The organism is Pseudomonas sp. MC6 (genome assembly GCF_054790575.1).
Window position 1 is genome coordinate 2,702,162 of sequence record NZ_CP186504.1, and the last position, 24,612, is coordinate 2,726,773.

The 24,612-nt window shown below is 60.9% G+C and carries 18 protein-coding genes; 5 read left to right on the top strand and 13 right to left on the bottom strand.

Features of this window, described 5'->3' with window-relative positions:
• Positions 1–74: 74 nt before the first annotated feature.
• The 7 genes from ACOYXE_RS12105 to ACOYXE_RS12135 form a co-directional block, all read right to left on the bottom strand.
• Complete coding sequence (locus ACOYXE_RS12105; protein ID WP_405121940.1) at positions 75–836, bottom strand: peptidylprolyl isomerase; 762 nt, start codon at positions 834–836, stop codon at positions 75–77.
• A gap of 15 nt (positions 837–851) precedes the next feature.
• Positions 852–2,402 carry a cytochrome c/ABC transporter substrate-binding protein gene (locus ACOYXE_RS12110; RefSeq protein WP_405121941.1) on the bottom strand — a complete coding sequence of 517 codons (1,551 nt, stop codon included), beginning with the start codon at positions 2,400–2,402 and terminating at the stop codon, positions 852–854.
• 9 nt (positions 2,403–2,411) lie between these two features.
• Entirely contained in the window at positions 2,412–3,032 is a 621-nt protein-coding gene (locus ACOYXE_RS12115) for an SCO family protein (RefSeq protein ID WP_007919362.1), read from the bottom strand.
• Positions 3,029–3,679: an SCO family protein gene (locus ACOYXE_RS12120; protein ID WP_460929398.1), complete on the bottom strand. Its 651-nt coding sequence runs from the start codon at positions 3,677–3,679 to the stop codon at positions 3,029–3,031. Before ACOYXE_RS12120 ends, ACOYXE_RS12115 begins: the two co-directional genes overlap by 4 nt.
• Before the next feature lie 14 nt (positions 3,680–3,693).
• Positions 3,694–5,616, bottom strand: coding sequence for a YncE family protein (locus ACOYXE_RS12125; RefSeq protein WP_460929400.1), 1,923 nt, complete (start codon positions 5,614–5,616; stop codon positions 3,694–3,696).
• Between the two features lie 281 nt (positions 5,617–5,897).
• Positions 5,898–11,732 carry a manganese-oxidizing multicopper oxidase MnxG gene (gene mnxG, locus ACOYXE_RS12130; RefSeq protein ID WP_460929402.1) on the bottom strand — a complete coding sequence of 1,945 codons (5,835 nt, stop codon included), beginning with the start codon at positions 11,730–11,732 and terminating at the stop codon, positions 5,898–5,900.
• A 201-nt stretch (positions 11,733–11,933) separates the two neighbouring features.
• Positions 11,934–12,542, bottom strand: a complete 609-nt coding sequence (locus ACOYXE_RS12135; RefSeq protein WP_460929404.1) for a lytic transglycosylase domain-containing protein — start codon at positions 12,540–12,542, stop codon at positions 11,934–11,936.
• A 206-nt stretch (positions 12,543–12,748) separates the two neighbouring features.
• On the opposite strand from ACOYXE_RS12135, the gene gspG reads away from it, so the two are divergent.
• The 3 genes from gspG to ACOYXE_RS12150 all read left to right on the top strand — a co-directional run bounded on the left by gspG (position 12,749) and on the right by ACOYXE_RS12150 (position 14,903).
• Positions 12,749–13,177, top strand: coding sequence for a type II secretion system major pseudopilin GspG (gene gspG / locus ACOYXE_RS12140; RefSeq protein WP_007913548.1), 429 nt, complete (start codon positions 12,749–12,751; stop codon positions 13,175–13,177).
• 14 nt (positions 13,178–13,191) lie between these two features.
• On the top strand, positions 13,192–14,379 hold the full coding sequence (locus ACOYXE_RS12145; protein WP_460929406.1) for a type II secretion system F family protein: 1,188 nt from the start codon (positions 13,192–13,194) through the stop codon (positions 14,377–14,379).
• Between the two features lie 74 nt (positions 14,380–14,453).
• A complete protein-coding gene (locus ACOYXE_RS12150) occupies positions 14,454–14,903 on the top strand; it encodes a hypothetical protein (protein WP_460929408.1) in 450 nt (149 codons plus the stop codon).
• Between the two features lie 75 nt (positions 14,904–14,978).
• Here ACOYXE_RS12150 and ACOYXE_RS12155 read toward each other — a convergent pair whose 3' ends face one another.
• From ACOYXE_RS12155 to ACOYXE_RS12170, 4 genes are all read right to left on the bottom strand, one after another.
• The gene (locus ACOYXE_RS12155; protein WP_460929410.1) at positions 14,979–16,175 is read right to left on the bottom strand and encodes a hypothetical protein; all 1,197 of its coding nucleotides are present in this window, start codon (positions 16,173–16,175) and stop codon (positions 14,979–14,981) included.
• 11 nt (positions 16,176–16,186) lie between these two features.
• Positions 16,187–17,083 (bottom strand): hypothetical protein, encoded by an 897-nt coding sequence (locus ACOYXE_RS12160; protein WP_460929412.1) that lies wholly within the window; start codon positions 17,081–17,083, stop codon positions 16,187–16,189.
• On the bottom strand, positions 17,074–18,030 hold the full coding sequence (locus ACOYXE_RS12165) for a hypothetical protein (RefSeq protein WP_460929414.1): 957 nt from the start codon (positions 18,028–18,030) through the stop codon (positions 17,074–17,076). Before ACOYXE_RS12165 ends, ACOYXE_RS12160 begins: the two co-directional genes overlap by 10 nt.
• 67 nt (positions 18,031–18,097) lie before the next feature.
• Positions 18,098–19,006: a LysR family transcriptional regulator gene (locus ACOYXE_RS12170; RefSeq protein WP_460929416.1), complete on the bottom strand. Its 909-nt coding sequence runs from the start codon at positions 19,004–19,006 to the stop codon at positions 18,098–18,100.
• A 160-nt stretch (positions 19,007–19,166) separates the two neighbouring features.
• On the opposite strand from ACOYXE_RS12170, the gene ACOYXE_RS12175 reads away from it, so the two are divergent.
• Positions 19,167–20,189 (top strand): alpha/beta hydrolase, encoded by a 1,023-nt coding sequence (locus ACOYXE_RS12175; RefSeq protein ID WP_150650834.1) that lies wholly within the window; start codon positions 19,167–19,169, stop codon positions 20,187–20,189.
• 108 nt (positions 20,190–20,297) lie between these two features.
• A complete protein-coding gene (locus ACOYXE_RS12180) occupies positions 20,298–21,725 on the top strand; it encodes a mechanosensitive ion channel family protein (RefSeq protein WP_160057210.1) in 1,428 nt (475 codons plus the stop codon).
• A gap of 313 nt (positions 21,726–22,038) precedes the next feature.
• On the opposite strand, the gene ycaC is transcribed toward ACOYXE_RS12180, so the two are convergent.
• Together ycaC and ACOYXE_RS12190 are read right to left on the bottom strand one after the other, a co-directional pair.
• Entirely contained in the window at positions 22,039–22,662 is a 624-nt protein-coding gene (gene ycaC / locus ACOYXE_RS12185; RefSeq protein WP_007913541.1) for an isochorismate family cysteine hydrolase YcaC, read from the bottom strand.
• 70 nt (positions 22,663–22,732) lie between these two features.
• Positions 22,733–24,571 (bottom strand): amidohydrolase, encoded by a 1,839-nt coding sequence (locus ACOYXE_RS12190; protein WP_016987824.1) that lies wholly within the window; start codon positions 24,569–24,571, stop codon positions 22,733–22,735.
• Positions 24,572–24,612: the final 41 nt, after the last annotated feature.

Here is a 24,612-nt window from a genome sequence, read left to right on the forward strand (position 1 = left end):
GTACCCCGTTCCCCAGAAACGGGGAAGCACCTGAACGGGCATCGAAGCCATTCCCCACTATTGGGGGGGAACCTTCAGTCGTCGTCAATTCGTTCGATCCTGTTCTGCACCCGTAATTGCGCGAGCACTTGGCGACGAGCCTGGGTCTGTTGCTGTCGGGCGAGCTGTGCCCTGACTGTGTCCAGCCCCTGCAAATCTGGGACATCGGCGGCCTCCAAGTGGTTCGGCAAATAAATCACATGCCAGCCAAACGGTGAACGCACCGGTTCGCTGGCGAAACTCGCCCCGCTGACAATCGAGGCGCGCATTTGCAACAAGCGTAGACGCGCTGCGGCGACTGTGGCTGTATCCGCTTGCGCGGGCACACGGATCAGCAGGTGGCGTGGTTGCAAGGTATTGGCGCGAATCAGTTCGGCGAACATCTGCTGCGCCGCCAGTTCGCGGCGGGTGTACTCGGTGAAGGATGCCTCATCGAAACCGGCGTCCTGCAAGCGCCGGACGAATTTATCCGCGCCGCCGATGGCCATGCGGGTTTGCTCGATTTGCTCGCGCACCACTTGATCGTCAATCTGCACACCGCGTTTTTGCGACTCCTGCCATAGCAGTTCTTTGTCGATCAACGTTTGCAGCGCTGCCTGACGCAGCTCTTTATAGGCCCTGGGGCTACGAATGCTCGCCACGGCGCGCCCCTGATCTTCCAGGTATTCGGCGAAGAAGCGCTCAAAGCGAAACCCGGAAATCTCCTCGCCGTTGACTCGCGCCACGGCCGGTTCGTTATTGGCCCACGCCAGCGGCAGCCAACAGGTCAGCAGCATTATCAGCGTTGTGAGCTTCATGATCGGGCCCTCCATTCAGGGGCTGGCAACAATCGGTTTATAAGGCGCGACCAGATAGAAACGCTGATCGGGCAAATCCACGGTGACCACGTGGGCGCCGCTCAAGCCCAAGCGTCGGCCTGGGCCGAAACTCAGGCGCGGGGTCAGGCCGGTGTCGAAGTCGTGCAGGCCTTCCAGCGCCGTCACCAGTTTTTCGCGGCTGGCGTCGCGGCCAGCCTGTTTCATGCCTTCGCTGAGCAGCAACATCGAGGCGTAAGCGCCGACTTGCAGCACGGCGTGCTGGGCGCCAAGGCCCTGGCCTTCGCGCAGCAGTGTCAGGGCCATGCGTCCGGTCTGGGTCCAGTCGCTGGGCACGAACGGATAGGCGAGAAACACACGCCGGGTGAAGCCGTCGGGCACTTGCAGCAGATCGCCGGCCACTTGGCTTGAAGCGGCGAACAGATACGGCACTTGCCCGGCGCTTTGCAGGCGCGTCGCCAGACGACTGAAACCGCCGCCATTGCCCAGATAAAACACTGATCGCGAGCCCAGCGGCAGTGCATCCGCTGCTGGGTCGTAGGCTTGCAGATGGACGTTCTGCCAGCCGTGATCCTGCAAGTACTGGCCGAGGTTTTGCGCGGCCAGCGTTTGTGCAGGGTCATCGGGATAGGCAATCAGCGTCGGCCCTTGCAGCACGCGCAAACTCACCGTGGCATAGTCGGCCAGGGCGATCAGTTGCTCGCGCAGGCCGGGCAACGGTTCGAAAATCTGTGGACTGGTCTGCAGGGTGCCGAGGATCGACATCGGCCCGATCAGCGGCATGCCGGCCTGTTCCAGACGCGGCCCGAGTTCGCCGTCGAGGGCCGGCGCCAGCGGCGCGATCAGGGCAAACACTTGTTCCTGCTCGATCAAACGCTGCAATGCCTGCTCGGCACTGGCGCGATCCGGACCGGGATCGATCACCGTCAACCGCAACTGGCGGCCGTGAATGCCACCGGCCTGATTGATCCGCGCGACACTGCCGTTGAGTACGGCTGCTACTGTCGCGCCCTCCTCGGCCAAAGGGCCTTGGCTGGGCAGCAAGGTGCCCAGGTGCAGGGTCTCGGCATCGAGGCCCGGGTCGCGCTCATCGGCCAGACGCTTGAGGTACGCGGTGAGATTGCGCTGATCCTTCATCGACAGCAGAAAGCGCGGCATGCTCGGGTCGAGGCGATTGTGGCCGGGGTCGCGGCCCTGCTCGATGACAGTCGCCAGACTGCTTTCGGTGTACGCCGGATAGCTGCGCCCGTTGACCTGTTGCTGACCGTAGGTGCTGGTCAGTCGCGCCCAGTTCAGGGGCGGCGGACGCACCCCGCCTTCCGGTCGCCCGAGGCCATCGGCGCCGTGGCAATTGGCGCACGGCAGGCTGGTTGCCGGCAGCAACATATCCGCCGCGCCAACCCGCGCCATGATCGCTTCGCCGCTGGCCGACAGACCCTGGCGGTACAGGCGCTTGCCTGCCGCTTCCTCCGAAGTCAGCGGCGCAGCACTCGCGCCAAGGCTGACGCCAGCGAGCAGGATCAGGGCGAGTACATCGCTCAGGTTCATGGCGCGGACTCAGCGGCCAGCCACGGGCATTGTCAGCAACTGCAAGCGCTGGGCAATGGCGGCAGCCGGGGCGTCGGGGCGGATTTTGCTCCAGCGTTTATTGGCGACATCGCCGACGATCAACTGTGTGGAATGCTGTTCGGGAGTCGGCACGATCTGGCCGATGCGGCTCAATACCAGGTCCATCTGCGCCTTGTCGCCGGTAAGAAAAAGCCAATGAGGGTCATCGGAACCCTGCTTCAAGGTGTAAGCCTTGAGCACCGCCGGCGTGTCGCGCAGCGGGTCACTGGTAAGGGAAATAAAAGTGATGTCTTGAGCCTTGTCGCCCAGCAGCTCGCGGACCTCCTTGAGCTTTTGGGTGATCAGCGGGCAGGCATCGTTGCAACTGGTGAAGATCACGTTGAGCAGGACTATGCGGTTTTGCAGTGCGTCGCTGTAGAAGCGCAGGGTTTCACCGTTCTGATCCTGCAACGGCGTGTCGGTGAACCAGGTTTTTGCGTCGTGAGTGCCTTTGGCCGGCGCGGCAGCCACAGCGGCTGGCGGCTCAGAGACGTGGCCTTCGTGAGCGAACGCGACGTTACCAAGAATCCAGAAGCACACGGTCAGGGAGATCCAGTCGAGCAGTCTCATGGCTGTTGCTCCATGGCGATGGCGGTGTGTTTGGCGTGGGTGCGCAGGCCGCTGAGTTTTTCCACTTCCTTGGCCAGCAGCGCCGGATCAGTGAAGCCGTAGTAGCGCATCCAGTGGCGGCTGTCGCCGTCGCCGACGAGGATCAGCGGTTGATGACTTTTCAGGTCGCCACTGAAACTGCCAAGGCCCTTGAGGGTTTCATTGATCGACTGCGGCGAGCCGGTCAGCCAGCTCCAGCCCGGCCCGCTCTGGAAGGTACGGGCATAATCCTGCAGGCGTTTCGGGTCGTCGCGCTGCGGGTCGATGCTGATTGAGACCAACTGCACTTCTTCGCCGACCCGCGCGCCGAGCTGCTTCTGCACCTTGCCCATGATCGACGAGACCACCGGGCACACCGTGGTGCAACTGGTGTAGATAAAGCTCATGACGACGATTTTGCCCTGCACCAGGTCTTGTTCGAGGCGTACGGTTTTACCGTTCTGGTCGAGCAACGGCACATTGGCGAATTTCACCTGGGCATGTTCCTGGGTGTTGCTGGCCGGGGCTTTGTGACCGGCGTGTTCGTCGGCCGAGTGGGCCTGGGCTTGTTGGATGCCGAGGCTCAACAGGCACAGGGTCAACAGGCCAGCGGATGCAAATCGGTTCATGTCGAAACTCCTCTTCAACGGGCCTGGCCGGGGGCGACCCGAACACTGGCAAAGGTCTTGTCATCGAAACCGGCACCCAGCGACGCCGCACGCACATGCAGATACCAGGCGCCGCTGCGGTCGAGGGTGATTGGCGCTTCGTATACGCCATCGGCGACTTCCAGCGCCGCCACTTCGCGGGGGTGCGAGGTGGGCGCGAGGTAGTAGCGCAGTTGCACGTCTTTGACGCCGCTGCGCTGGGTTTTGTCTTTGCCTTGGACGATGCGGAAACGCACGACGTAAGGGTCGTTGAGTGCCACGGCAGTCTTGTCGAGGAGGAACTCGACTTTCGGCTGGCCGAGGTGTTTTTGCGGTTTGCCGTCAGGATCAATCTGCGCGGTAAAGCAGTGAATGATGTTCGGCTGGTTGAGCAGGAACGCCACGTCGAAGCGCCCTGCTGCCGGCAGTTTCACCCGGGCGCTGTAGAGCCCCGGCGAGACTTCGCGCAGGCTGCGATCAATAACCATGGCGGCGCGGGCGATCTGGCCACGGTTGGGGTAACCGGACATCGGCGCGTTCATGCCTTCGGCGTAGAAATAGGTGGTGTTGTCGACCGGATTGACCACGAACACCGCGTTGTCGTCACGCGACACCGCGAGGCTTGAGGCCAGCGGCAAATCCCCGGCCAGGCGCGGCGCTTGCGGGCCGGCCTCGAAGCCTTGACTGATCGGTTGGCGGCCCTCTCCGAGGGAGGACAGGTTGATCATGGTGACTTTTGGTGAAGCGAGTCCGCGGATATAGGCGTAGGCCTGGGTAAACACCACTTGGTAGGGTTCGGCGCTGACGTCGAGGTCGTGGATCGCGCTGTTGGTGGAGGCGTCGATAACCGTGGCGCGGTTTTCCACGGTGTTGAGCACTACACCGAAGCGGCCGTCGGCGCTGAAGCCCATCGGGCCGAGGCCTTGTTGCAGTTTGATCACCCGGCGGATGGCGTGGGTGCTGGCGTCGATCACGCTCACGGTGCCGTCCTTGCCATCGGCCACGTAGACCGCGCCGGACAGCGGCGAATAGGCGACTGACAACGGATGGGAGCCGGTCTTGATCTGCTGGACGATGGTCAGGCTGGCGATGTCGATCACGCTGACGGTGCCGTCGTCGCGATTGCTGACGAAGGCGTAGCGGCTGTCTTTGCTGAAGCTGATTTCGTGGTGGCCGCGTCCGGTATTCAGATGTTTGAGGGCTTTTAGGCTTTGCGTGTCGATCACCGTCACGCCGGAGTCCTCGGCTTTGCTCGCGTTGTTGCCGACCCACAGTAGACGTTCATCGGGTTGCAGCGCCGCGCGCACCGGTTGGCTGCCGGCCTTGATCGAATCGAGAACCTTGAATTGCTCGCTGTCGATAACGGCCACTTCGCCGGCGGTCGGCATCGAGACGAACACGCGTTTGTTGTCTTTGGGCGTGACCCAATCCATCGGCGGTTGTTTGAGTTCGATCCGTGCGAGGGTGCTGGTGATGCCGCCGACCGAGACCGACGGATCGACCACGGCGATGCTGGCGTCACGGTTCATCACCAGCAGGAAATAGCTGTTGAGGTCGAGTAACGGCCGCGCGCCGATGTTGGATTTGAGGAACACGCCGACCCGGGCTTTGCAGCTCTGGTCGCGGCCCTGGGCCTGATCGGCGGCGAGGGTCTGCGGATCGACCCAGGCGCCCGGCGCCACGCCGGACAGAGCCTGGCCGGAGGCGCTGTCAGTGACGCGGAACTGCACATCGGCGAATTCGCCTTCGCGCAGCTTGCCGTCGACGGCCAGTGGCTTGAGGTTGAAGTCCACCGCCACTCCGTCACGATTGAGCATCTGATCGCCAGCGGTTTGCGCCAGCGCAATCTCACTCAGCGTCAGCACCGCCCCGGCCATGGCCAGCGAGCAAATACCAATGATGTTGATGATCCTGTTCATCTAACTCTCCCCTACCTCTTCACCTGGCAAAACACCGTCCCCCATGTGGGAGCGAGCCTGCTCGCGAAAGCGTCTTCAGCCTCACCCTCACAAACCGAGTTGCTCCCATTCGCGAGCAGGCTCGCTCCCACAAGGGATTTGCATTCCTACCGCATCCTCACTGCCCACCACCGGCCCCTGTAGGCCTTCGCCTGCTTGCGATGGCGTCATCCGCCTCACCATCCGAAACCGAGTTGCCCCAATCGCGAGCAGGCTCACTCCTACAAGGCTCTTCGTTGTGCCTACTGGCTTGGCGGCGCCGGCTCCGGTTCGTTGGTCACGCGCAGCAGTCCCCATAAACCGGAGGTGTTGCCGTAGGCGGCGTAGTCGCGGAACAGGTAATCCCCCGGGATCGCATTGCTGCCGCCAGCGCTCGGAATCATGAAGCTGAAGTGCGCAGCCGGCAGGATGCTTTCGTGGGCGCCGATGTACATCGACATCGGGTTGTAGCCGAAGCGCACCGAGCCTACGCCCGGCGAGCCCATCGGATAGCCACCGACATCACTCTTCTCGGCCTGGAACGGGTTCACCGACCAGACGTGCCCGTCGAGTTGGAACGTGGTGCCACGACTGCCACCGCTCGGCATCAGAATATGCGTGCGGAACGGTTGCCCCGGTTTGGCGTAGAGCACAGGCGTCTGCGGATCACCGCCGACCAGCGCATTGCTGTAAGCCATGTGCGCGTTGACCATGTCGCCGTAACCCGCGCCGTCGGCATGACCAAACGGTGCGTCCGGGGCGAGGCCGAAGCGATACCACAGCGGTTCGGTCTTGTAGTTGATCGCCATGCTCGAGTTGTCCTGCGGATCAGTCGGCACGCCGAAGCCCTCAGCGGCAATCCCTTCCACTGGCCGGCCATTGGCCCAACGGGTGTTCAACGCCTTGTGCCAGACCATCGCAAAATCGCGGTAGCTGGTTTGCCCAGGCGCCGTAACCGTGGCGTTGACCTTGCGTGCATCATCAACCCAGGTCGCGCCGATCGGCAGAATGCTCATCGCCCCACCGAGGCCTTTTTGCGGCTGCTTGATCACGTCCGCCGGGGTGATGTTCAAGCCGCCGAACTCCACCGCCGTGGCGTTGATGTTGTCGACGCTGCGGCCCAGTTGAGTCACCGGTTTGCCTTCACGCTCCAGATGCCCGGCGTAGTACTGATAGGTACGGGTCGGGTACGCGCCGCTGTTGCCAACACGCGGTGGCACGGTCTGGATCGGGTTGGCGCCGACGTTGGCACCGTCGGATTTGGTGATGTCGTAGGCCAGCAATTGCGCGTGCAGGCCGACGTGGCTGGACGGCCGCATCAGGTTGTTACTGAAGGTGGTCGAACCCAGACCGCTGTTGCGATCACGCTTGACCATGCCTTGCATCACCGCCGTCTGGGTCAGGTCAGGCATCACGCTCGGCAGACGGTTTTCCAGAGTGATATTGATGCAATCCCCTGCGGCTGCACGCAACACCAGCGGTTCGACCGGGATTCCGGGTTTGAGCTTGCCACTGACCGGATCGAGATCGGATTTACGCACATACAGAATCGCGGTCGGGTCATGCAACGGCCCGCTCTGCCCGCCGATGGTGATGGTTTCGCCATCCTCCGGGTCGGTCACTGTGACTTGTGGAATGCTCACCGTGCGCGAGTTCAGCACCAAGGTGCCACCCGCCGGATTCAGCGGCCCGCCGACATGCTGGCCGAGCCCTTCGGGATCGCCGATGGTCAGGCCCAGCGTATTGCCGAGGATGTCATTGGCCAGCGCCGCGACCACTTCATAGTTGCGCTGCACAGTGGGCCGGGTGCCAATGCCGTTAGGGTTGGCGCCATAGCGCGGGCAACTGCCCTCGAACGCTACGGTGTTGCGCATGCCCGCCGGGCTCGGGTTGTTCGGGATGGCGAACAGGTCGGCGCGTTTGGCGGTGTAGTTGCGCATCACGCCCCAGATACCGCTCCAGTAGCCTTCGATCGAAGCGTCCATCGAGTACAGATAATCGCCCGTGGTCGCCGCCGAACTGGAGAGCATCGACACCGGCGCAATGAAGCCCATCTGCTCGGAGATGCCGATCATCTGCGACGCGCGCCAGCCGGAGTTGGAGCTGTTACCGAAGCCGGAACCGCTCTGCAGCCACTTCACACCGTGCAGGGTGACGTTGTGCTCTTCTTCATGGCCGCCGGCATGCACCCGCAGCCGCACATTGTCGCCAGTATAGGTGCGCAGCATCGGCGTGAACGGGTCACCCGGTTCGGCGCCGCCCTTGTTGATGTGCGGCGGAAACAGCGTAGTGCCGCCGGTTGGGCCGGTCGCTGAGGTGAGCAGATTCGGCGCCAGGTTCATCGCCGGGATCGCCCGGTCGGTGCGGCTTTGCATGGCGAACGACAGATCGCCACCGAGGCCATCAGCCTGCATGCCGCGCTTGCCATCCGGACCGACCTTGTTCGGGTCGTACACGCGCAGCGCCAGTGGCTCGTTGCGATAGTTGACGACGAACATCCCAGGATCATCCACCGAAATCGCCTGCGGACATGGCCGGCTCGGGCAGCCAGGGACCTGACCGCCCTGCACTTCCAGTACGCCTTCAAGCAAGTTGCTGGCGTTGTTGCGCACCGGCGGGTTGATCGCGTAGCGGAAGCTGTCGGCGGTGGCCGGGAACGCCTGCGCATTCGGCACACCGTTAGGACCCGCTCCCACATAGACGCCAGCTTCATAGGCGTGCTGGAAGTCGCTGTATTCGAGGAAGAACTCGCGGAAGCTGTCGTTCTTGCCGTCGCCATCAAGGTCACCGGTGTTGATCACCGCTTGCCACGAGGTCGGCCCGCCGTCCTGACGCGCGCCGCTATAGAGAGGCTCGCCGGTTTCGGCGTGGAACCAGGTCGAACCGGCCGGCTCAGCAAGCACAGTCGCGTACAGACCAATCTGTTGGTGCGTCGATGGGCCTAAGTGGTCGTGGGTGAAGATCGTGCCGAGGCCGCGATCGACGCCTTTGGCATTGACCACCGGATCGACGAACCAGCGCTGCATCGCCGTGCGCGCACCGAGCCAATCGGCGCGGCCGTACTGGCCGAAGAACGGATGGTTCTTGGCTTTCGGGCAGGCCTGGGTGCCGTCGCGCGGGTCAGTACCGGCGCATTGATTGAACTCGCGGATCGCGTGAATGCGTTCCTGCACGGCGCCGGGCGAGAGCACGCCGTCCTCGTAGTTCCAGCCGTTGGACGAGCCGTCCGCCGAGGTCAGATCCCATTTCGGCAAGTGGATGTGCTGGCCGATCACGTCGGTTGGCGTACGCACCTGATAGTCGTCCATCTCATAGGTGGCCGGCACCAGGTTGGTTTGCTGGTATTGCACGCAATCGAAGGTGTTCATGCGCATCACCAGCGGCTCTGGCGGACGTTGCTTGGTAATCACCGGCCAGGCGTCTTCCCACAGCGCGAGAATGCGCGCTTGCGGAAAGTGATAACCGACTTTGTTGTACACCGCGTCGAACTGGATGTTGGCGGCTTTGTAGATGCGTGGGCGGTCGGCGGTGAAGCTCGAGGCGCCGACAAAGGACATGCCGTCGATGCGTTCACCGCTGGCGAACTCACCGCTGCCAGCGCTGCTGGTCAGGCGTTTTTGCCGATCGTCCATGCACGGTTCGTAGTACGGCGCGCCGGCCATTGGCAAGGCGCCGTTGGTGCGGAACGCCTTGGCCACCACTTGATTGCCGGGCAGCAAGGCATAGCTTGGATGGTCTTTTTTCGCGTGGAAAGCCATCGCGGCCTGTTCGACTTCGGTGCCTTCTTCCGGCAGATAAATTGGTTTGGCGCGAGTGACTTCCTTGGAGAAGTCCAGCGAAGTGGTGACGGTGTGCGCCTCGCCACCGGCCGCGACGCCGTCGAGTGCGTGCCGTTGCAAGCCGCCATCCCAACCGCCGGACTGCGCCGGGTCAAGGTTGGCCCACAGCGCTTTGCCGCTGGCCTTGAGCGCTTGCGCGGTGGCGGCGTCGAGCATGTCCAGTGGCGGAGTTGGCGGGCGCTGGCCGACCGAACTTTCCATGCCGCCGATCCAGAATGGGTAGCCAGGGTTTTTCAGACTGCCGTCGGCATTGCGGTTGGCTTCGCTGCGATCGACCAGCGCCAGCGAGCCGATGGCTTGACCGCCGGCGTTGCCGCCATGGTGCTCGCCGTCATCATCGCCCTCTTCTTCGTCATCGTCGTCATCATTGCCGGCGATCAGGGTTTCACCGATTTTCGGCACCACCACGACTTTGCCCGGCATTGGCGCCATGGCTTTGCCCGGAAGCGGCACGATGGCCGGAATTGGCGTACCGGCGACGATTTCGCCATCGGGCAAGGCCCGTGCACCCGCCGCCGGTTTGCCGCTGCGTAAGGCAAACGGTTCGCTGTGATAGCCATCGGCGCCCTGCTGCGAAACATCGAGTCGGGTGCCTTCTTCGAACACATCGTGCACCCGCCACATGGCCCACATGCCCTGGGCGAAGTGCGGATAGAAATGGCAGTGATAGATCGCATCACCGGCAACGCGGTTGCGGTTGCCCGAACCACCGTTGGCGATTTCATAGGTATAACCGGCGCCCGGCCCGATGCCCTGGGCGTCGACGTAATCGGAGTTGTCGTCGTTGGGGTTGAACAACCACTGATGGCCGTGCAGGTGGAAGATGTGCTGCTCGTGGCCATTGTGGGTATTGCGGAATTTGACGAAGTCACCGATGTAGCTGTGGTTGACGTTCGACGGCTCCGACGGATACAGCGCCATGGTGGCTTTCACGCCGATCTGATCGGCGCGCGGTATCTGGCCGGGGGCGATGTTCTCAAGCCCGGTGTTGGCCGGCACATCCACCAGCATTGCCACATCACCAACCGTGTGCGAGCTGAGGAAGAATTCTTCATAGGCGCACGACAGGCAGTCGTGCATCGGCCCCACGCCCAAGCGGTTGGCGACCACTTCGGCCCCCATGCCGCCGGAGCCATAGTTAATCATGAACGAGTCGCGGGTCGGCTCCAGCACATGGGCCATCACCGGGTCGGTCCAATACGCCGGGAACGCTTGAGTGGCAGCGGTTTCATCCTGGAATTGCGAGGCGAAATCGCGGAACGCTTCGAGGCGGTTGGGGATTGCCGGGTTGCGTTTGCCCACCGACTCCAGCGGATAAGTGCTGGATGGGAAACTGCCGTCGGCGTTGCTGCCCATGACAATCGCATCGCTCTCGCTGGAAATGATTTCATTGCCGTCGACCATGCCGATGATCGGCGTACCAGCCTTGCCTTCGCGCAACCACGGTTCGCGTTGTGGGTAACGCGCCTGGTAATCAACGATCGGTTGGCCGGTGGGTGCGCGGCCAGTCGTGGCCAGACGCATTTCTTCTTCGGTGAGGGTATTGCGATAGGTGCGACCGCCCTTGGGCAGCACGACGACCTGGCCGAACAGACCGTTGGCAACGTTGCCGGCCGCGCCCTCGCCGCCAAACGTTGCGCCACGGCTGCTCACGGCAAACGCGCCTTCACGTTCGGCGTACAAGGTGTAAGAACGACTGGCGCCCGGTGGCACCAGCGTATTGGCGTTCCGCCCCGTGAACGAGGAAATGTCATCGATGCTGTTCACCGCTTGCAGGCCGTTGACCTGAAAACCGACGTGACGATCCGCCACCTGCTCATCGACTTTGAAGGCTTCGGCGCCGTTGGTGTTCTCGGCCCCCTCCTCTTCGCCCTCGTTTTCAAAGTGCTTGTTCGGGTTGGCCTGATAGTCGAGCAGGTTCTGCAGATTGATCGTCAGGCAATCGCCGGCAGCCACACGCAGCACCAGCGGCCGTGGACGCTTGTCCGGGCGCAGCGAAACTTTGCCTGGCACTGCGGCGCCGCCGTAAGCCAGCGACTGCTCATGCTCATCCACCACGTCGCGACGCAGGGCGAACATCATGCCGTTGATGTTCTGCGCGCCGAGGCGGTTGAACATCAGCGGTTGATCGAAGGCGACGACGTTGGCCACCAGGTTGCGCTCGCAACGTACGGCTGCGCCGGCCAGCTCGACGCTGAGCATCGAGACCAGAATCAGCAACCAGTTAATCAGGGACGGAGCGTGAGGAAAGCCAGCCATGATCAGTAACCTCGTAGTGGGTGCTCTTGGGAACACTTCTCGACAAATGCCTCGGAGCAATCCGCGTGCCACAAAAAATTGCATTAGCGTTCAATCAGTTACTGCGGCCACTTGAGAATCCGGGGGATATTCCCCACCCGTTTTCCCCACTTTTCGGGCCTCCACGGTTTACCCCGAAAGTGGGGAAAACCGGGTTGGGGGTCACAACGGCGCGTCCATCGCCAGGCCCTGCAAACGCCGGTACTGACGCAACACATTCGGTACATAACGCTGGGTTTCGGCGAACGGCGGAATCACCCGGCCACGGCTGAGCACCGCGTCTGGCCCGGCGTTGTAGGCCGCCACGGCGAGAGCAATGTCGTTGTCGAACAGGGTCATCAGGCGCTTGAGGTATCTGGCCCCACCCTGGATGTTGGCCTTGGGGTCGTAGACGTCAGTGACGCCCAGCTCCCGTGCGGTGTCGGGCATCAACTGCATCAGCCCGCCGGCGCCTTTGGCCGATGTCGCGCCGGGGTTGTAATGCGACTCGGCGTTAATCACTGCATGCAGCAACGCCTCGGGTAATTGATTGACCTTGGCTGCCGCTGAGACCAGTTCCGCGTAGGGCTGGTTGGCGATCATTTGCGGCTGTTGATCGAGGCTGGCCACAGGCATTTCAGCCTCGTGGATCACCCGTTCGTAAGTGCGTCCGGGCCGGTGAACGTTGGACAGTACATAGCTGCCCTTGGCGTCCACCGAAATGAACACATCGGCCTGCGCAACGCCGCTGAGCAGCACACAACCGAGCAATCCGCTGGCGATAATTTTCATGTCGGGCCTCCCCGGATCGACCCCGATAAATTGGGGGAAATGCCCCAATGGCCGATCACGTTTGAGCCATACGCAAGCACTGTGCCGATTCTTGAAAGGCCCGTATTTCAAGGGTTTCAGCGCACAAGCGGGTTTTCAGTGGGGGCTGAGCATGGCAATTGCATAAGCCCTCTTCGCGACACGGCTGCCACTCACGGGAGGTCATCATGAAGCTGCAATTTCGTCCGCGTGGCCAACGCGGTTTTACCCTGCTCGAATTGCTCGTGGTGCTGGTGGTGCTCGGCCTGTTGGCCGGGATCGTCGCGCCAAAATACTTCGCCCAACTCGGTCGCTCGGAAGTGAAAGTGGCCAAGGCGCAGATCGAAGGGCTGAGCAAAGCGCTGGATATCTATCGGCTGGAAGTCGGTCACTACCCGTCCACCGAGCAGGGCCTGCAGGCATTGGTCACCGCGCCGAGCGACGAGGCGAAATGGACCGGCCCGTACTTGCAGAAAAAGCTCCCGCAGGACCCGTGGGGGCGTAACTACGCCTACCGCTATCCCGGCGAAAACAGCGAGTACGACTTGCTGTCGATGGGCAAGGACGGCCAGCCCGGCGGCGAAGGTGAAAACGCTGAAGTGACCAACTGGCAGTAAGCGGAGCGCGGCCCATGCGATTTCATTTGAAAGCGGTCGGCAAGACGGGCGTGGTGTCCTTGAGCGTCGAAGCGCCGGGCGACAGCGAGGCACGGCGAATCGCCGAGGATCAGGGTTTACGTGTGCTCAGCTCGCACGCCGACAAGCATTGGCGCTCGCTGAAACTGCGCCAGCGCGAGACGTTCAATCTGGTGTTGTTCAGTCAGGAACTGACCACCCTGCTGAATGCCGGCCTGCCGTTGATCGATGCGCTGGAAAGCCTCGCCGAAAAAGAAACCGCCCCCGCTGCCCGGAAAACCTTGAGTGAGCTGGTGCGCCTGCTTTATGAGGGCAAATCCTTCTCGCAGGCATTAGGCCAGTTGTCGGCGGTATTCCCGCCGCTGTACGTGGCGCTGGTGCAGTCCAGCGAGAAGACCGGCGCGGTCGGCGATGCGCTCGGTCGCTACGTCAGCTATCGGCAGCGCATGGACGAGGTGCGACAGAAGATCATCAGCGCCTCGATCTACCCGCTGCTGTTGCTGCTGGTCGGCGGTGGCGTGGTGCTGTTCTTGATGGGTTATGTGGTGCCGCGTTTCAGTCTGGTGTTTGAAGGGCTGGGCAATAACCTGCCGTGGCTGTCGCAGGTGTTGATGAGCAGTGGCATGTTTTTACATGCGCATCAGGCTGAACTCTTCGCTGGGCTGGCAGGGATTGTCATCGCCCTCGCCGTGCTGCAAAAGCAACCGGCGTTTCGCCGTGGTCTGGATCGGCTGGTGGAAAAACTGCCGGCCGTACATCAGCGGATTTTCATGTATGAGCTGGCACGGTTTTATCGTTCGCTGGGGATTCTGCTGCAAGGCGGGATTCCGCTGGTGACCGCCATGAGCATGGTGCGCGGCTTGCTCACCGTGGCCTCACGGACGCGGCTGGATCAGGCCTGCGAACGGGTGCGCGAGGGACAGTCGCTGTCGACCGCGCTGGAGCTCAATCATCTGGTGACACCGGTGTCTCTGCGCCTGCTGCGCGCCGGTGAACAGTCCGGCAATCTCGGGCAGATGATGGAACGCAGTGCCGACTTCTACGACGAGGAAATCAGCCGCTGGCTGGAGTGGTTCGTGAAGCTGTTCGAGCCGCTGCTGATGACGTTTATCGGCCTGCTGATCGGGGTCATCGTGATCCTGATGTACATCCCGATTTTCGAACTGGCTTCGAGTATTCACTGACTCCGGGAACGGGTCCGATCCCTGCAACAACACACTTTTACGTTCCCAACAAAACCACAAAGACGGAGAACGATATGCACATTAAAAAGCTCGTGCTCGCAATGGCCATCGGCGCAGTTCTGTCGGCGTCCACCGTATTGATTCCCGACAGCCTGTCGGGCGTGTCCAGTGCTTATGCCAAGGATGGGGGGAGCGGTGGTGGCGGCGGAGCAAATGGTGGCGGGGGCGGCGGTAGCCATGGCGGAAATGGAGGTGGCACCGGCGGGGGCGGAAGTGGTGGCGGTGGCAGTCACGGCGGCGGTGGAAACAGCGGCCACAGCGGCAGCGACCACGGCACCGGACACTCAGGCAACACCGCCTCCTCCGGTCGCAACGGCGCCCATACCGAACCCGGGGATGATCACGGAGTACATCATGCAGGTGAAGTCGGGGATGACCATGGCCTGCATGCTGCAGGTGAACCGGGAGACAATCGCGGTGTGCATGTCGGCGGTGAGCCTGGCGATGACAAACGCGCCAATTGAGTATTGTTGTTCAAAAAGGCCGGAAGAGATGATCATCCGGCCTTCTGGAGTGTGAGGAGTAAAAGGATTTAGGCCCTACTGACCGAACGACAGAATTCTTTCGCACAGCTCATCCAGACTTTTTTCGGCAGCGATACCGCGTTCGATACGCCGCTGCACTGCCCCCCTCACCGCAGACTGGATTTTCTCGGCCTCCTCTCGGCCAACGACCGGCAGGCGTGCGAGAAAAGCGCTGGCTGCCTGATAGCCCGGGAACGCGGGCTCAACCACCAGCCGCTCAGCCAGCCAATCGATATAGGTCGGATCAAAGCGCATTTGCAACGCAATAATGGCAGCAAGTCGTTCACCGGGTGACGGACTCTGCGTCAATACCGGAAGATACCGAGTCGCCAACAAACCGAAAAACGTCATCTTCTTGGCAATTTCTGCCATCTTTCTGGTTCGCAAGTTGCCATAGGGAGTATCCCGCCGCAATTGCTCATACTCGGCTGCGAGGCTGCGCAGGGGCGCCAGAGCGACCTCTGGATCATCTGCGGGCGCTACCTGCAGGACATGCTGCGCGGACTTTCGATCTTCCTCAGTCGGCACAACCGGTTCACCCAGATGCGTCTCATTGGTTTCACCAGTGCTCGACAAAACGCGCATAGACAGGGTTTTGAATGCTGCATGCATGTTGGAATCTGAACGCTGGAAGGCACCCTGTAAAAACAATCGGGTATACAGGTACCCAAATAGAAAACCGAGCACGAGGAAACCAATCACCATAGCCATTGCCACCGACACATGGCCTGGCGTGGGTACCGGTTGATTGCCCAAGGACGCAGCAATGGTCTGGCTGATCTTGGCGACATACGCATTAATGTCCTTGAGATGAACCAGACTGAGACCAACAATTATCTTTGTCAGCCAGTCAGACACTTCCTCCAGATTGGTGTTTGGCCTGCCACCGCTGGTGTTTTCGTGAACAGTTCCTTCCGAGCCGGAATGAGGTGCAGAGACAACGGGGACAGCAGACTTGGGTATACCGAAAAGAAACCCTAATGTTGCCCCGGTTGCCAGACACGCAACCACCCAAAGCAAAACGCCGGCAACAGCATTTGCAGACCAACCCAGCCAGATTGCTGCCAACACGCCAATCGCCAGTACCGGCATCAGGACATTGATGGACTTGTTCAGATCACCATCAGCCGGACTCGCACTATCTGTCGTTTTCTTACACTCGCCTTCCTTGTACTCCTCGGCTTTTTTACCAAAAAGAATTCGAATCGCCATGAGCTATATCCTTAGTTCGAGCTTGTACGTTGTTCGTCGTAGTCAAGTGCGTTCCACGTTTCCAATATCACTTCAAGCTCGGGCGGAAGTTGATCGAAAGGCAGCCAGTCGACGATGTAAGGGGCATAAGTGGTGGAAGCTTTCCACTCCCACCACTCGAAATTATTGTGGTAACGCCAGCCATTAAAGTAATAGTCAGGCGGGGTCGAGAAGTAGATCGCAGTGGCCAGCAACAAAGGCATCACATCGGTCAACGGTACCCGCGCCGCTAACGTCCGATCAGCAGCGAAGAAAAACATCGCATCGTTGAGACTTCCAACTTTTTTCGGCACCCCGTTGGGACGAACATACTGGTGTGATAGCCAGGCGATTCTCCGTGGCGTTCGATCTGAGAATAAATGACGGCGGCCGCGTCTGGAGTCCCATTGGATTTGCTCCAGGATTTGCACAGCGTCTTCGAAAACAGACTTGTCCAGTTGCGCCCTGACACCGTTCAATCGCTCAGCTTCAGGCAAATCCAGTAACGCCCCGTAAGATTCACCAAGGCGCTCATTACCGTTATCACCGCCAGCGTCTGGATTGCCATCAACAGGAGAGCCACCGCCCTCTCCTCCCGAACCCGGCCCACCTCCCAGATAGATCCTGCGAACAAACGTGGTCAGATACTCAAGGGAAGCAAACTCATACTCCTGCCTGGATTCAACCAGCCCGAAACGCTCCTGGAAATTTCTGAGTGTTGCACCGAAGGCAATGCTTCGATCAACAGGGCTGATCACAAAATCGGGAGCACGCAACAGGAAGGTTTGCGTTTGCTCCAGAGCCCACGGGTCTTCGCAAGGTTCTCGTTGTGAAACAAATGCAATGCCTTCAGTCGGCGACCAACTATCGATGAACCATTTCAACTCCACCGGTAGCCCCTCCCGCTGCCTCTGACAACTCGATGAACAATGCCTTTTTCATGCATTTCCTGACGTGCGATTTGCCGCTGCTGCAACCAGAGGATTTGCGCGGGGGTGCTACCGCCTTCGCGAAATTGGCGTGACTCGATCACCGTTTCGGTCATGTCATCTTCGGGGTGCGAGCGAACCTCCAGAATTGTGTCCCGACGAATTTTGCCCTTATGGAATAACTCGACGTAGTCTTCATCGCTCAATACAGCGTCGCCGATGTTGCCTATGGTCAGCCGTCGCGGTCGCATGGCTTGGTGCTGCAAAACCTTTATCGCCAACATATCGGCGAACTCGGGCTCACGAAACCGGAACTTCAAACTGTCGACTCGGCTCTTGCAACCCATCAGCGCATCCAGTGGAGGGACTACCAGGTCGTAGGAATTGCGATCCAGGCCCTGCGTGACTGATGCCTTGTCTGCCGGTGATTTGAGTGCAACACAAAAATCGCCATAGAAGCGGATACCGGTTCCGGCGATGGAAGCGGCACAGAAATAAAAGTTTTCTGCAGGTTTGAGCCCGAGCATCTCATCGACTGTGCGGCGCTTTTTCGAAGGTTCAAGCACCTTCGAACCCACTACCGGACGTTCGTAGGCATTTTGGTAGTTATCGGTGCGCATGTATTGAGCAAGTGCATCGGCACCCAGATTGAAGATCACATGCACATGAGCGTTTTTGCCGTCGGCAAGCGCAATCCGCGCAACTTCTGCACTGTTGGCCGCAGCGAAGCCGCCCAGGAAAGAATCATCAATACTGGTGAGTAACTGTTGCTTGCGTTGGGCCCAATCCAGGCTGAAATAGTCCGGCGGACTGTGCGGTAGTGTCGCGGACAGGGGCTCATCAGCCTCTGCTACGCAGGACGCTGGCTCAGAAAACCCAAGCCAGGCCAGCAACCTTTTGATAATCATGCGACATCCCTGTGCTGCGATTGTCCTCGAATGCTGGGCATACTAGCGAAGATAAATCAAAATGCCATCACTTCCTTGTTAACAGATCCAGACCGCCATCCAGACGCTCGCGCAAAAACTCGACCAACGCCTGCACCGGCCTTGAAGCCTGACGATGTTGCGGATACACCGCCGACAACGTCAGCGGCTCCGGCCGCAAATCATCCAGCACCGGCACCAACCGGCCATCTCTCAACGCCGCGCCAACGATGAACGTCGGCAAATAGGTAATCCCCATCCCCTGCACCGCCGCATCCCTGAGCAACTCGCCGTTGTTAACGCGCATGCGCCCGGTGACATTGACCAACAACGGCTTGCCCTGCCCGGCATTGAAACGCCATTGCACCGAGCGACCGTGCCCATACGGCAAGCAATCATGGCTATGCAGATCTTCAGGCTTGAGTGGCGTGCCGCGCTCGGCGAGGTACGCCGGGCTGGCGCAGTACACCCGTTCGATCGACGCGATGCGCCGGGCAATCAGCGTCGAGTCTTCGAGCACGCCAATGCGCAGCGCCAGATCGTAGCCCTCCCCGAGCAAATCCACCGGGCGATCGCTCAAATCCACTTCCACCGTGACCTCGCGATAACGCTGCAAGAACAGCGGCAGCAGACACCCCAGATGCGCCACGGCAAACGACAGCGGCGCGCTCAGGCGAATCGTCCCGCGTGGCTCCGCGGTTTGCCCGGCGATGCCCTGCTCGACCTGTTCGACTTCGCCTAACAGGCGCAACGCCGATTCGTAATAACTCTGCCCCAGCGGCGTGACGTCCAGACGCCGGGTCGAGCGGTTCAACAGGCGCACGCCAAGACGTTCCTCCAATTGCATCAAGCGCCGGCTGACGAACTGCTTGGACAGGCCCAATTGATCGGCCGCTGAGGTGAAGCTGCCGGAGTCCATGACCTGGCAAAAAATACGCATGTCTTCGAACGGGTTCATTGTCACTCTCTGGTGGACAGTTAAACGCTTTATAGCCGCTTTTTCACTTTCAAGCAGCTCATTAATCTGTGCTCACGGTGTTGCTGAGGCCTGAAGCCCAGCGCCACAGCAGCCCGCAACTCAGGCAAAAAATCAAAATTATTCAAAAGGATTTCCACCCATGAACATCGTCAAGAAAACCCTCGCTGCGTCCCTCCTCGCCCTTTCCGTCAGCAGCGCTTTTGCCGCCGGCAGCCCTGGCGTGGAACACAACACTCAGGCCTTCCTCGATGCCCTCGCCGCTGGCGGTGGTCGTCCCCTGGAGCAACTGAGCCCGAAAGACGCCCGTGCGGTGCTGACCGGTGCGCAGGCTTCGGTGAAAGTGGACTTGTCCGGAGTTGAAGTCAGCGACAAAGCGATCAAGGTCGACGGCCAGACGATCAACCTGAAAGTCGTGCGGCCGGCCAAGGTCAAAGGCGAGTTGCCGGTGTTCATGTTCTTCCACGGTGGCGGCTGGGTGCTCGGTGATTACCCAACGCACCAGCGCTTGATTCGTGACTTGGTGGTGGGCTCTGGCGCCGTAGCGGTGTACGTCGATTACACGCCGTCGCCGGAAGCGCAGTACCCGACCGCGATCAACCAGGCCTACGCCGCGACCAAATGGGTGGCTGAGCACGGCAAAGACATTGGTGTCGACGGTAAGCGCCTGGCAGTGGCCGGCAACAGCGTCGGCGGCAACATGGCGGCGGTCGTCGCGTTGATGGCCAAGGAACAGAAAGCCCCGGCGCTGCGCTTCCAGTTGCTGATGTGGCCGGTGACCAACGCGCAGTTCGACGACGGTTCGTATCAGCAATTTGCCGAGGGCCACTTCCTCACCAAAGGCATGATGCAGTGGTTCTGGGACAACTACACCACCAACCCGGCCGAACGTGCGCAGATCCACGCCTCGCCGCTCAACGCCAGCGCCGAACAGCTCAAGGGCTTGCCTGCCGCATTGGTGCAGACCGCCGAATTCGACGTGCTGCGGGATGAAGGCGAAGGCTATGCACGGCACCTCGATGCAGCCGGCGTGGCGGTGACCTCGGTGCGTTACAACGGGATGATTCATGACTTTGGCCTGCTCAATCCGTTGAGCCAGATTCCTGAGGTGAAAGCAGCGGTGCGTCAGGCGGCGGCTGAGTTGAAAACCCATCTGAATCCATAACGGCAAAAGATCGCAGCCTTCGGCAGCTCCTACTTGGGAATGCAATTTTCTGTAGGAGCTGCCGCAGGCTGCGATCTTTTTATTGGCAGACATTGCGGAGCTTCGGTCATGACCCTTTTCTACACTCACCTGCTGTCCTGGAGCGCTGCCCTGCTGCTGCTCGACGCTGTGCTCTGGCACTTCTCGCCCTTCACCCATCGCGCCCCGAGAGTCGGTGTGCGGCTGGTGCTGTTTCTCGCGTTCACGGCGCTGGTGATCAACGCCGGCGTCAGTCCGTTGCAGGCACCACAGTTTGTCGATGACCGGGTGGCGCAATTGGGTGCGACGGCGCTGGGCATTCTCTGGTGGCTGTACGCCGCGCGGGTGCTGACCGAAGTTATCGGCCTGGCGCTGATGCGTCGCATCGGCCACAGCGGTCGTTTGCTGCAGGACGTGATCGGCGCCCTGGTGTTTCTGGTCGCAACGGTCGCCGCTGCCGGTTACGTGCTGGAGCTGCCGGTGAAAGGTTTGCTGGCGACCTCCGGCGTGGTCGCCATCGTTGTCGGTCTGGCTCTGCAAAGCACCCTGGCTGACGTGTTTTCCGGGATCGTGCTCAACACCACCAAGCCGTATCAGGTGGATGATTTCGTGGTGATCGACGGCGTCGAAGGCAAGGTCTTCGACATCGACTGGCGCGCTACGCACCTGCTGACCAGCGCCGGGACCATGGCGGTAGTGCCGAACTCGGTCGCGGCCAAGGCGAAGATCGTCAACCTCAGCCGTCCGAACAACATGCATGGCGTGTCGATCAGCATCAAAGTGCCGAATCACATCCGCCCACGTCGGGTACTCGATGCGCTTGATCGCACCTTGCAGGGCAGCAGTTCGCTGTTGCTGACGCCAGCGCCAAAAGCCGTGCTGAAAGAGGCCGGCGAAACCATGTCGGAGTACGTCGCCAGCGGTTTCATCGCCGAGCTCGGCAAAAAAAGCGAAGTGCGCAATCAACTGTTCGACCTCGCCCACCGGCATCTTGAAGCAGCAGGCATTTCGCGCCATCCCGACGGCGTGATCGAGCCGTCGACCCGCGCCCGCGCATTGCTCGATGAAGTGAAAGTCTTCCGCTCGCTGAGCAGTGAGGAGCGTGATCGCCTCGCCGAATCGATGGTTGCGCAGCAGTACGCGGCGGGCCAGGTGGTGCTGGATCTGGACGAAGTGCCGGACAGTCTGTTTGTGATTGCTACCGGCGTCGTCAGTGCGACTGTGCCTGACGGTGACAGCAAGGTCGAGGCCGGGCGAATGGGACCGAGTGAGGTCATGGGTGAACAGAGCATTCTGGCCGATACACCGTCGCAGGCGACGTTCACGGCACTGACGTCGAGCATCATTTATCGACTCGACAAGAATCTGACCCGCGAGTGCATGGCGCAGCGCACGGAGGTCGGTCGGGCGTTGAACAAGTTGCAGGCGGTGCGTCAGCAGAACAGTCGCCTCGCGTTGATGGCCAAGCCGGTGGTGGTGAGGAAAGGTGGGTTTTTGGGTTGGTTGCAGAAGCGTTGAAGCGGCAGGATCAAGATCAAAAGCCTCCCCCTCACCCCAGCCCTCTCCCCCAGGGGGGCGAGGGGGAAGGGAGCCGATCTTCATGCGGTTCAAAACTGAAGTTCGGCTCGAAGTTTCAGGTCGGCGTATCTAGAAAACACCTCGGTCAGTGCCCTCTCCCCAAGACATCAAAGGGAAAGGGAGCAGACTGCATGCAATTCAGACCTGAGTTCGGCTCGGTATTGCAGGTCGGCGTACCTCGAAAGAGCCCCTCGGTCAGTCCCCTCTCCCTCCGGGAGAGGGTTAGGGTGAGGGGCTTTTCAGGATCAGCCGATTACTTGGCAGTGAACTTGGTATAGCTGTTGATCAAATTGCGGTAGTTAGGCAGACGCTCCGACAGCAGATGCGCCAGGCCTTCCATGTCGTTGCGCCAGTCACCCTGCAGCTCGCACGCCACCGAGAACCAGTTCAACAGATGAGCACCCGCTGCCGACATCCGCGCCCACGCCGCTTGTTGCACAGTGGTGTTGAAGGTGCCGGACGAGTCGGTCACGACAAACACTTCGTAGCCTTCAGCAATCGCCGACAGCGTCGGGAACGCTACGCAAACGTCCGTCACCACACCGGCGATGATCAGTTGCTTGCGACCGGTGGCCTTGATTGCCTTGACGAAGTCTTCGTTGTCCCAGGCATTGATCTGGCCCGGGCGCTGAATGAACGGCGCGTCCGGGAACTGCTCACGCAACTCAGGCACGATCGGGCCGTTGGGGCCTGCGTCAAAACTGGTGGTCAGGATGGTTGGCAGCTTGAAGAATTTGGCGATGTCGCCCAGCGCCAGCACGTTGTTCTTGAATTCGTTCGGGGTGAAATCCTGTACCAGCGAGATCAGGCCGGTCTGGTGATCGACCAGCAGTACAACCGCATCATCTTTGTTCAGACGTGTGTAAGGAACGCTCATGGGAAAACTCCTGATGGACGGATGGATGAAGCGTTGAGCGCCGACCGGATGGCCGGCGCTTCAGGGGAAATCAGAAAGCGAAGCAGGAACAGCCGAACGCACCCCAGAAACCGGCGAAGTCGCTGACCGGCGCGTTCGACATCCGCGCCTTTTCATGGCTGTGGGTATGCACCGCGCACGGGCCGCTGCACTGGTGGACCTGCGCCTGCAATGGCGAATTCGGCCGCCAGTGGCCTGGGACTTTCACCACCGGTGACCAGTCCGGCAGCACCGGAATCGAGCGTGGGCCGAGGTCTTCAAAGTCGCCGGCGGCGTAGACAATTTTGCCGCCAACCACGGTCATTACCGACTCGATCCACTTGATCGCCTCTTCCTCGACATGGAAGAAGTCCGCGCTCAGCGCCGCCAGATCCGCCAGTTGCCCGACCTTGATCTGGCCTTTCTTGCCCTGCTCCGAGGAGAACCAGGCGCTGCCGTGGGTGAACAGTTCCAGCGCCGTGGTGCGCGGCAGACCTTCTTCGTACAAGGCCAGACCGCCGACGGTGCGGCCGCTGACCATCCAGTACAGCGAGGTCCACGGGTTGTAGCTCGACACCCGCGTTGCATCGGTGCCCGCACCGACCGGCACACCTTCGGCGAGCATGCGCTTGATCGGCGGAGTCGCTTCGGCGGCTTGCTTGCCGTAGCGGTCGACAAAGTACTCGCCCTGGAACGCCATGCGATCCTGGATCGCAATGCCGCCGCCCAACGCTTTCACCCGCTCGATGTTCTGCGGGGTGATGGTTTCGGCGTGGTCGAAGAACCACGGCAGACCGTTGAACGGAATGTCACGGTTAACCTTCTCGAACACGTCGAGCATACGGCTGATCGATTCGTTGTAGGTCGCGTGCAAACGGAACGGCCAGCGCTGCTCGACCAGGTGGCGCACCACCGGCTCCAGCTCTTCTTCCATGGTTTGCGGCAGATCGGGCCGCGGTTCGAGGAAGTCTTCGAAGTCCGCTGCGGAGAACACCAGCATCTCGCCGGCGCCGTTGTGGCGCAGGAAGTCGTCGCCCTGGTGCAACTTGACGCTGCCGGTCCAGTTCTGGAAATCGCTCAGCTCTTCTTTCGGCTTCTGGGTGAACAGGTTGTAGGCGATGCGCACGGTCAACTGGTCGTCTTTGGCCAGTTGCTCGATCACCTGATAATCGTCGGGGTAGTTCTGGAAACCACCGCCGGCATCGATCGCGCTGGTCAGGCCGAGACGATTGAGTTCGCGCATGAACTGGCGAGTCGAGTTGACCTGATATTCCAGCGGCAGCTTCGGCCCCTTGGCCAGCGTCGAGTAGAGGATCATCGCGTTCGGCCGCGCGACCAGCATGCCAGTCGGGTTGCCATTGCTGTCACGGACGATCTCGCCACCCGGCGGGTTCGGCGTGTCACGGGTGTAACCGGCCACGCGCAGCGCGGCGCGGTTGAGCAGCGCGCGGTCATACAGGTGCAGGATAAACACCGGGGTGTCCGGCGCGGCCTGGTTGATCTCTTCGAGGGTCGGCATGCGTTTTTCGGCGAACTGGAATTCGTTCCAGCCACCGACCACGCGCACCCATTGCGGAGTCGGTGTGCGATCGGCCTGATCCTTGAGCATGCGCAGCGCATCGGCCAGCGACGGTACGCCTTCCCAGCGCAGTTCGAGGTTGTAGTTCAAACCGCCACGGATCAGGTGCAAGTGCGAGTCGTTGAGACCCGGAATAACGCAGCGACCATGCATATCGACCACTTGCGTGTTCGGCCCGCGCAGGGCCATCGCTTGATTGTCGTTGCCAACAACCACGAAGCGGCCATCGGTGATTGCCACGGCACTGGCCAGCGGTTTGGTGCGGTCAACGGTGTGAAATTGACCATTGAACAGAATCAGATCGGCGCTCATCGCAGTTCCTCAAGCAAAGTGAAAAGGAGCGAACCTCGCGC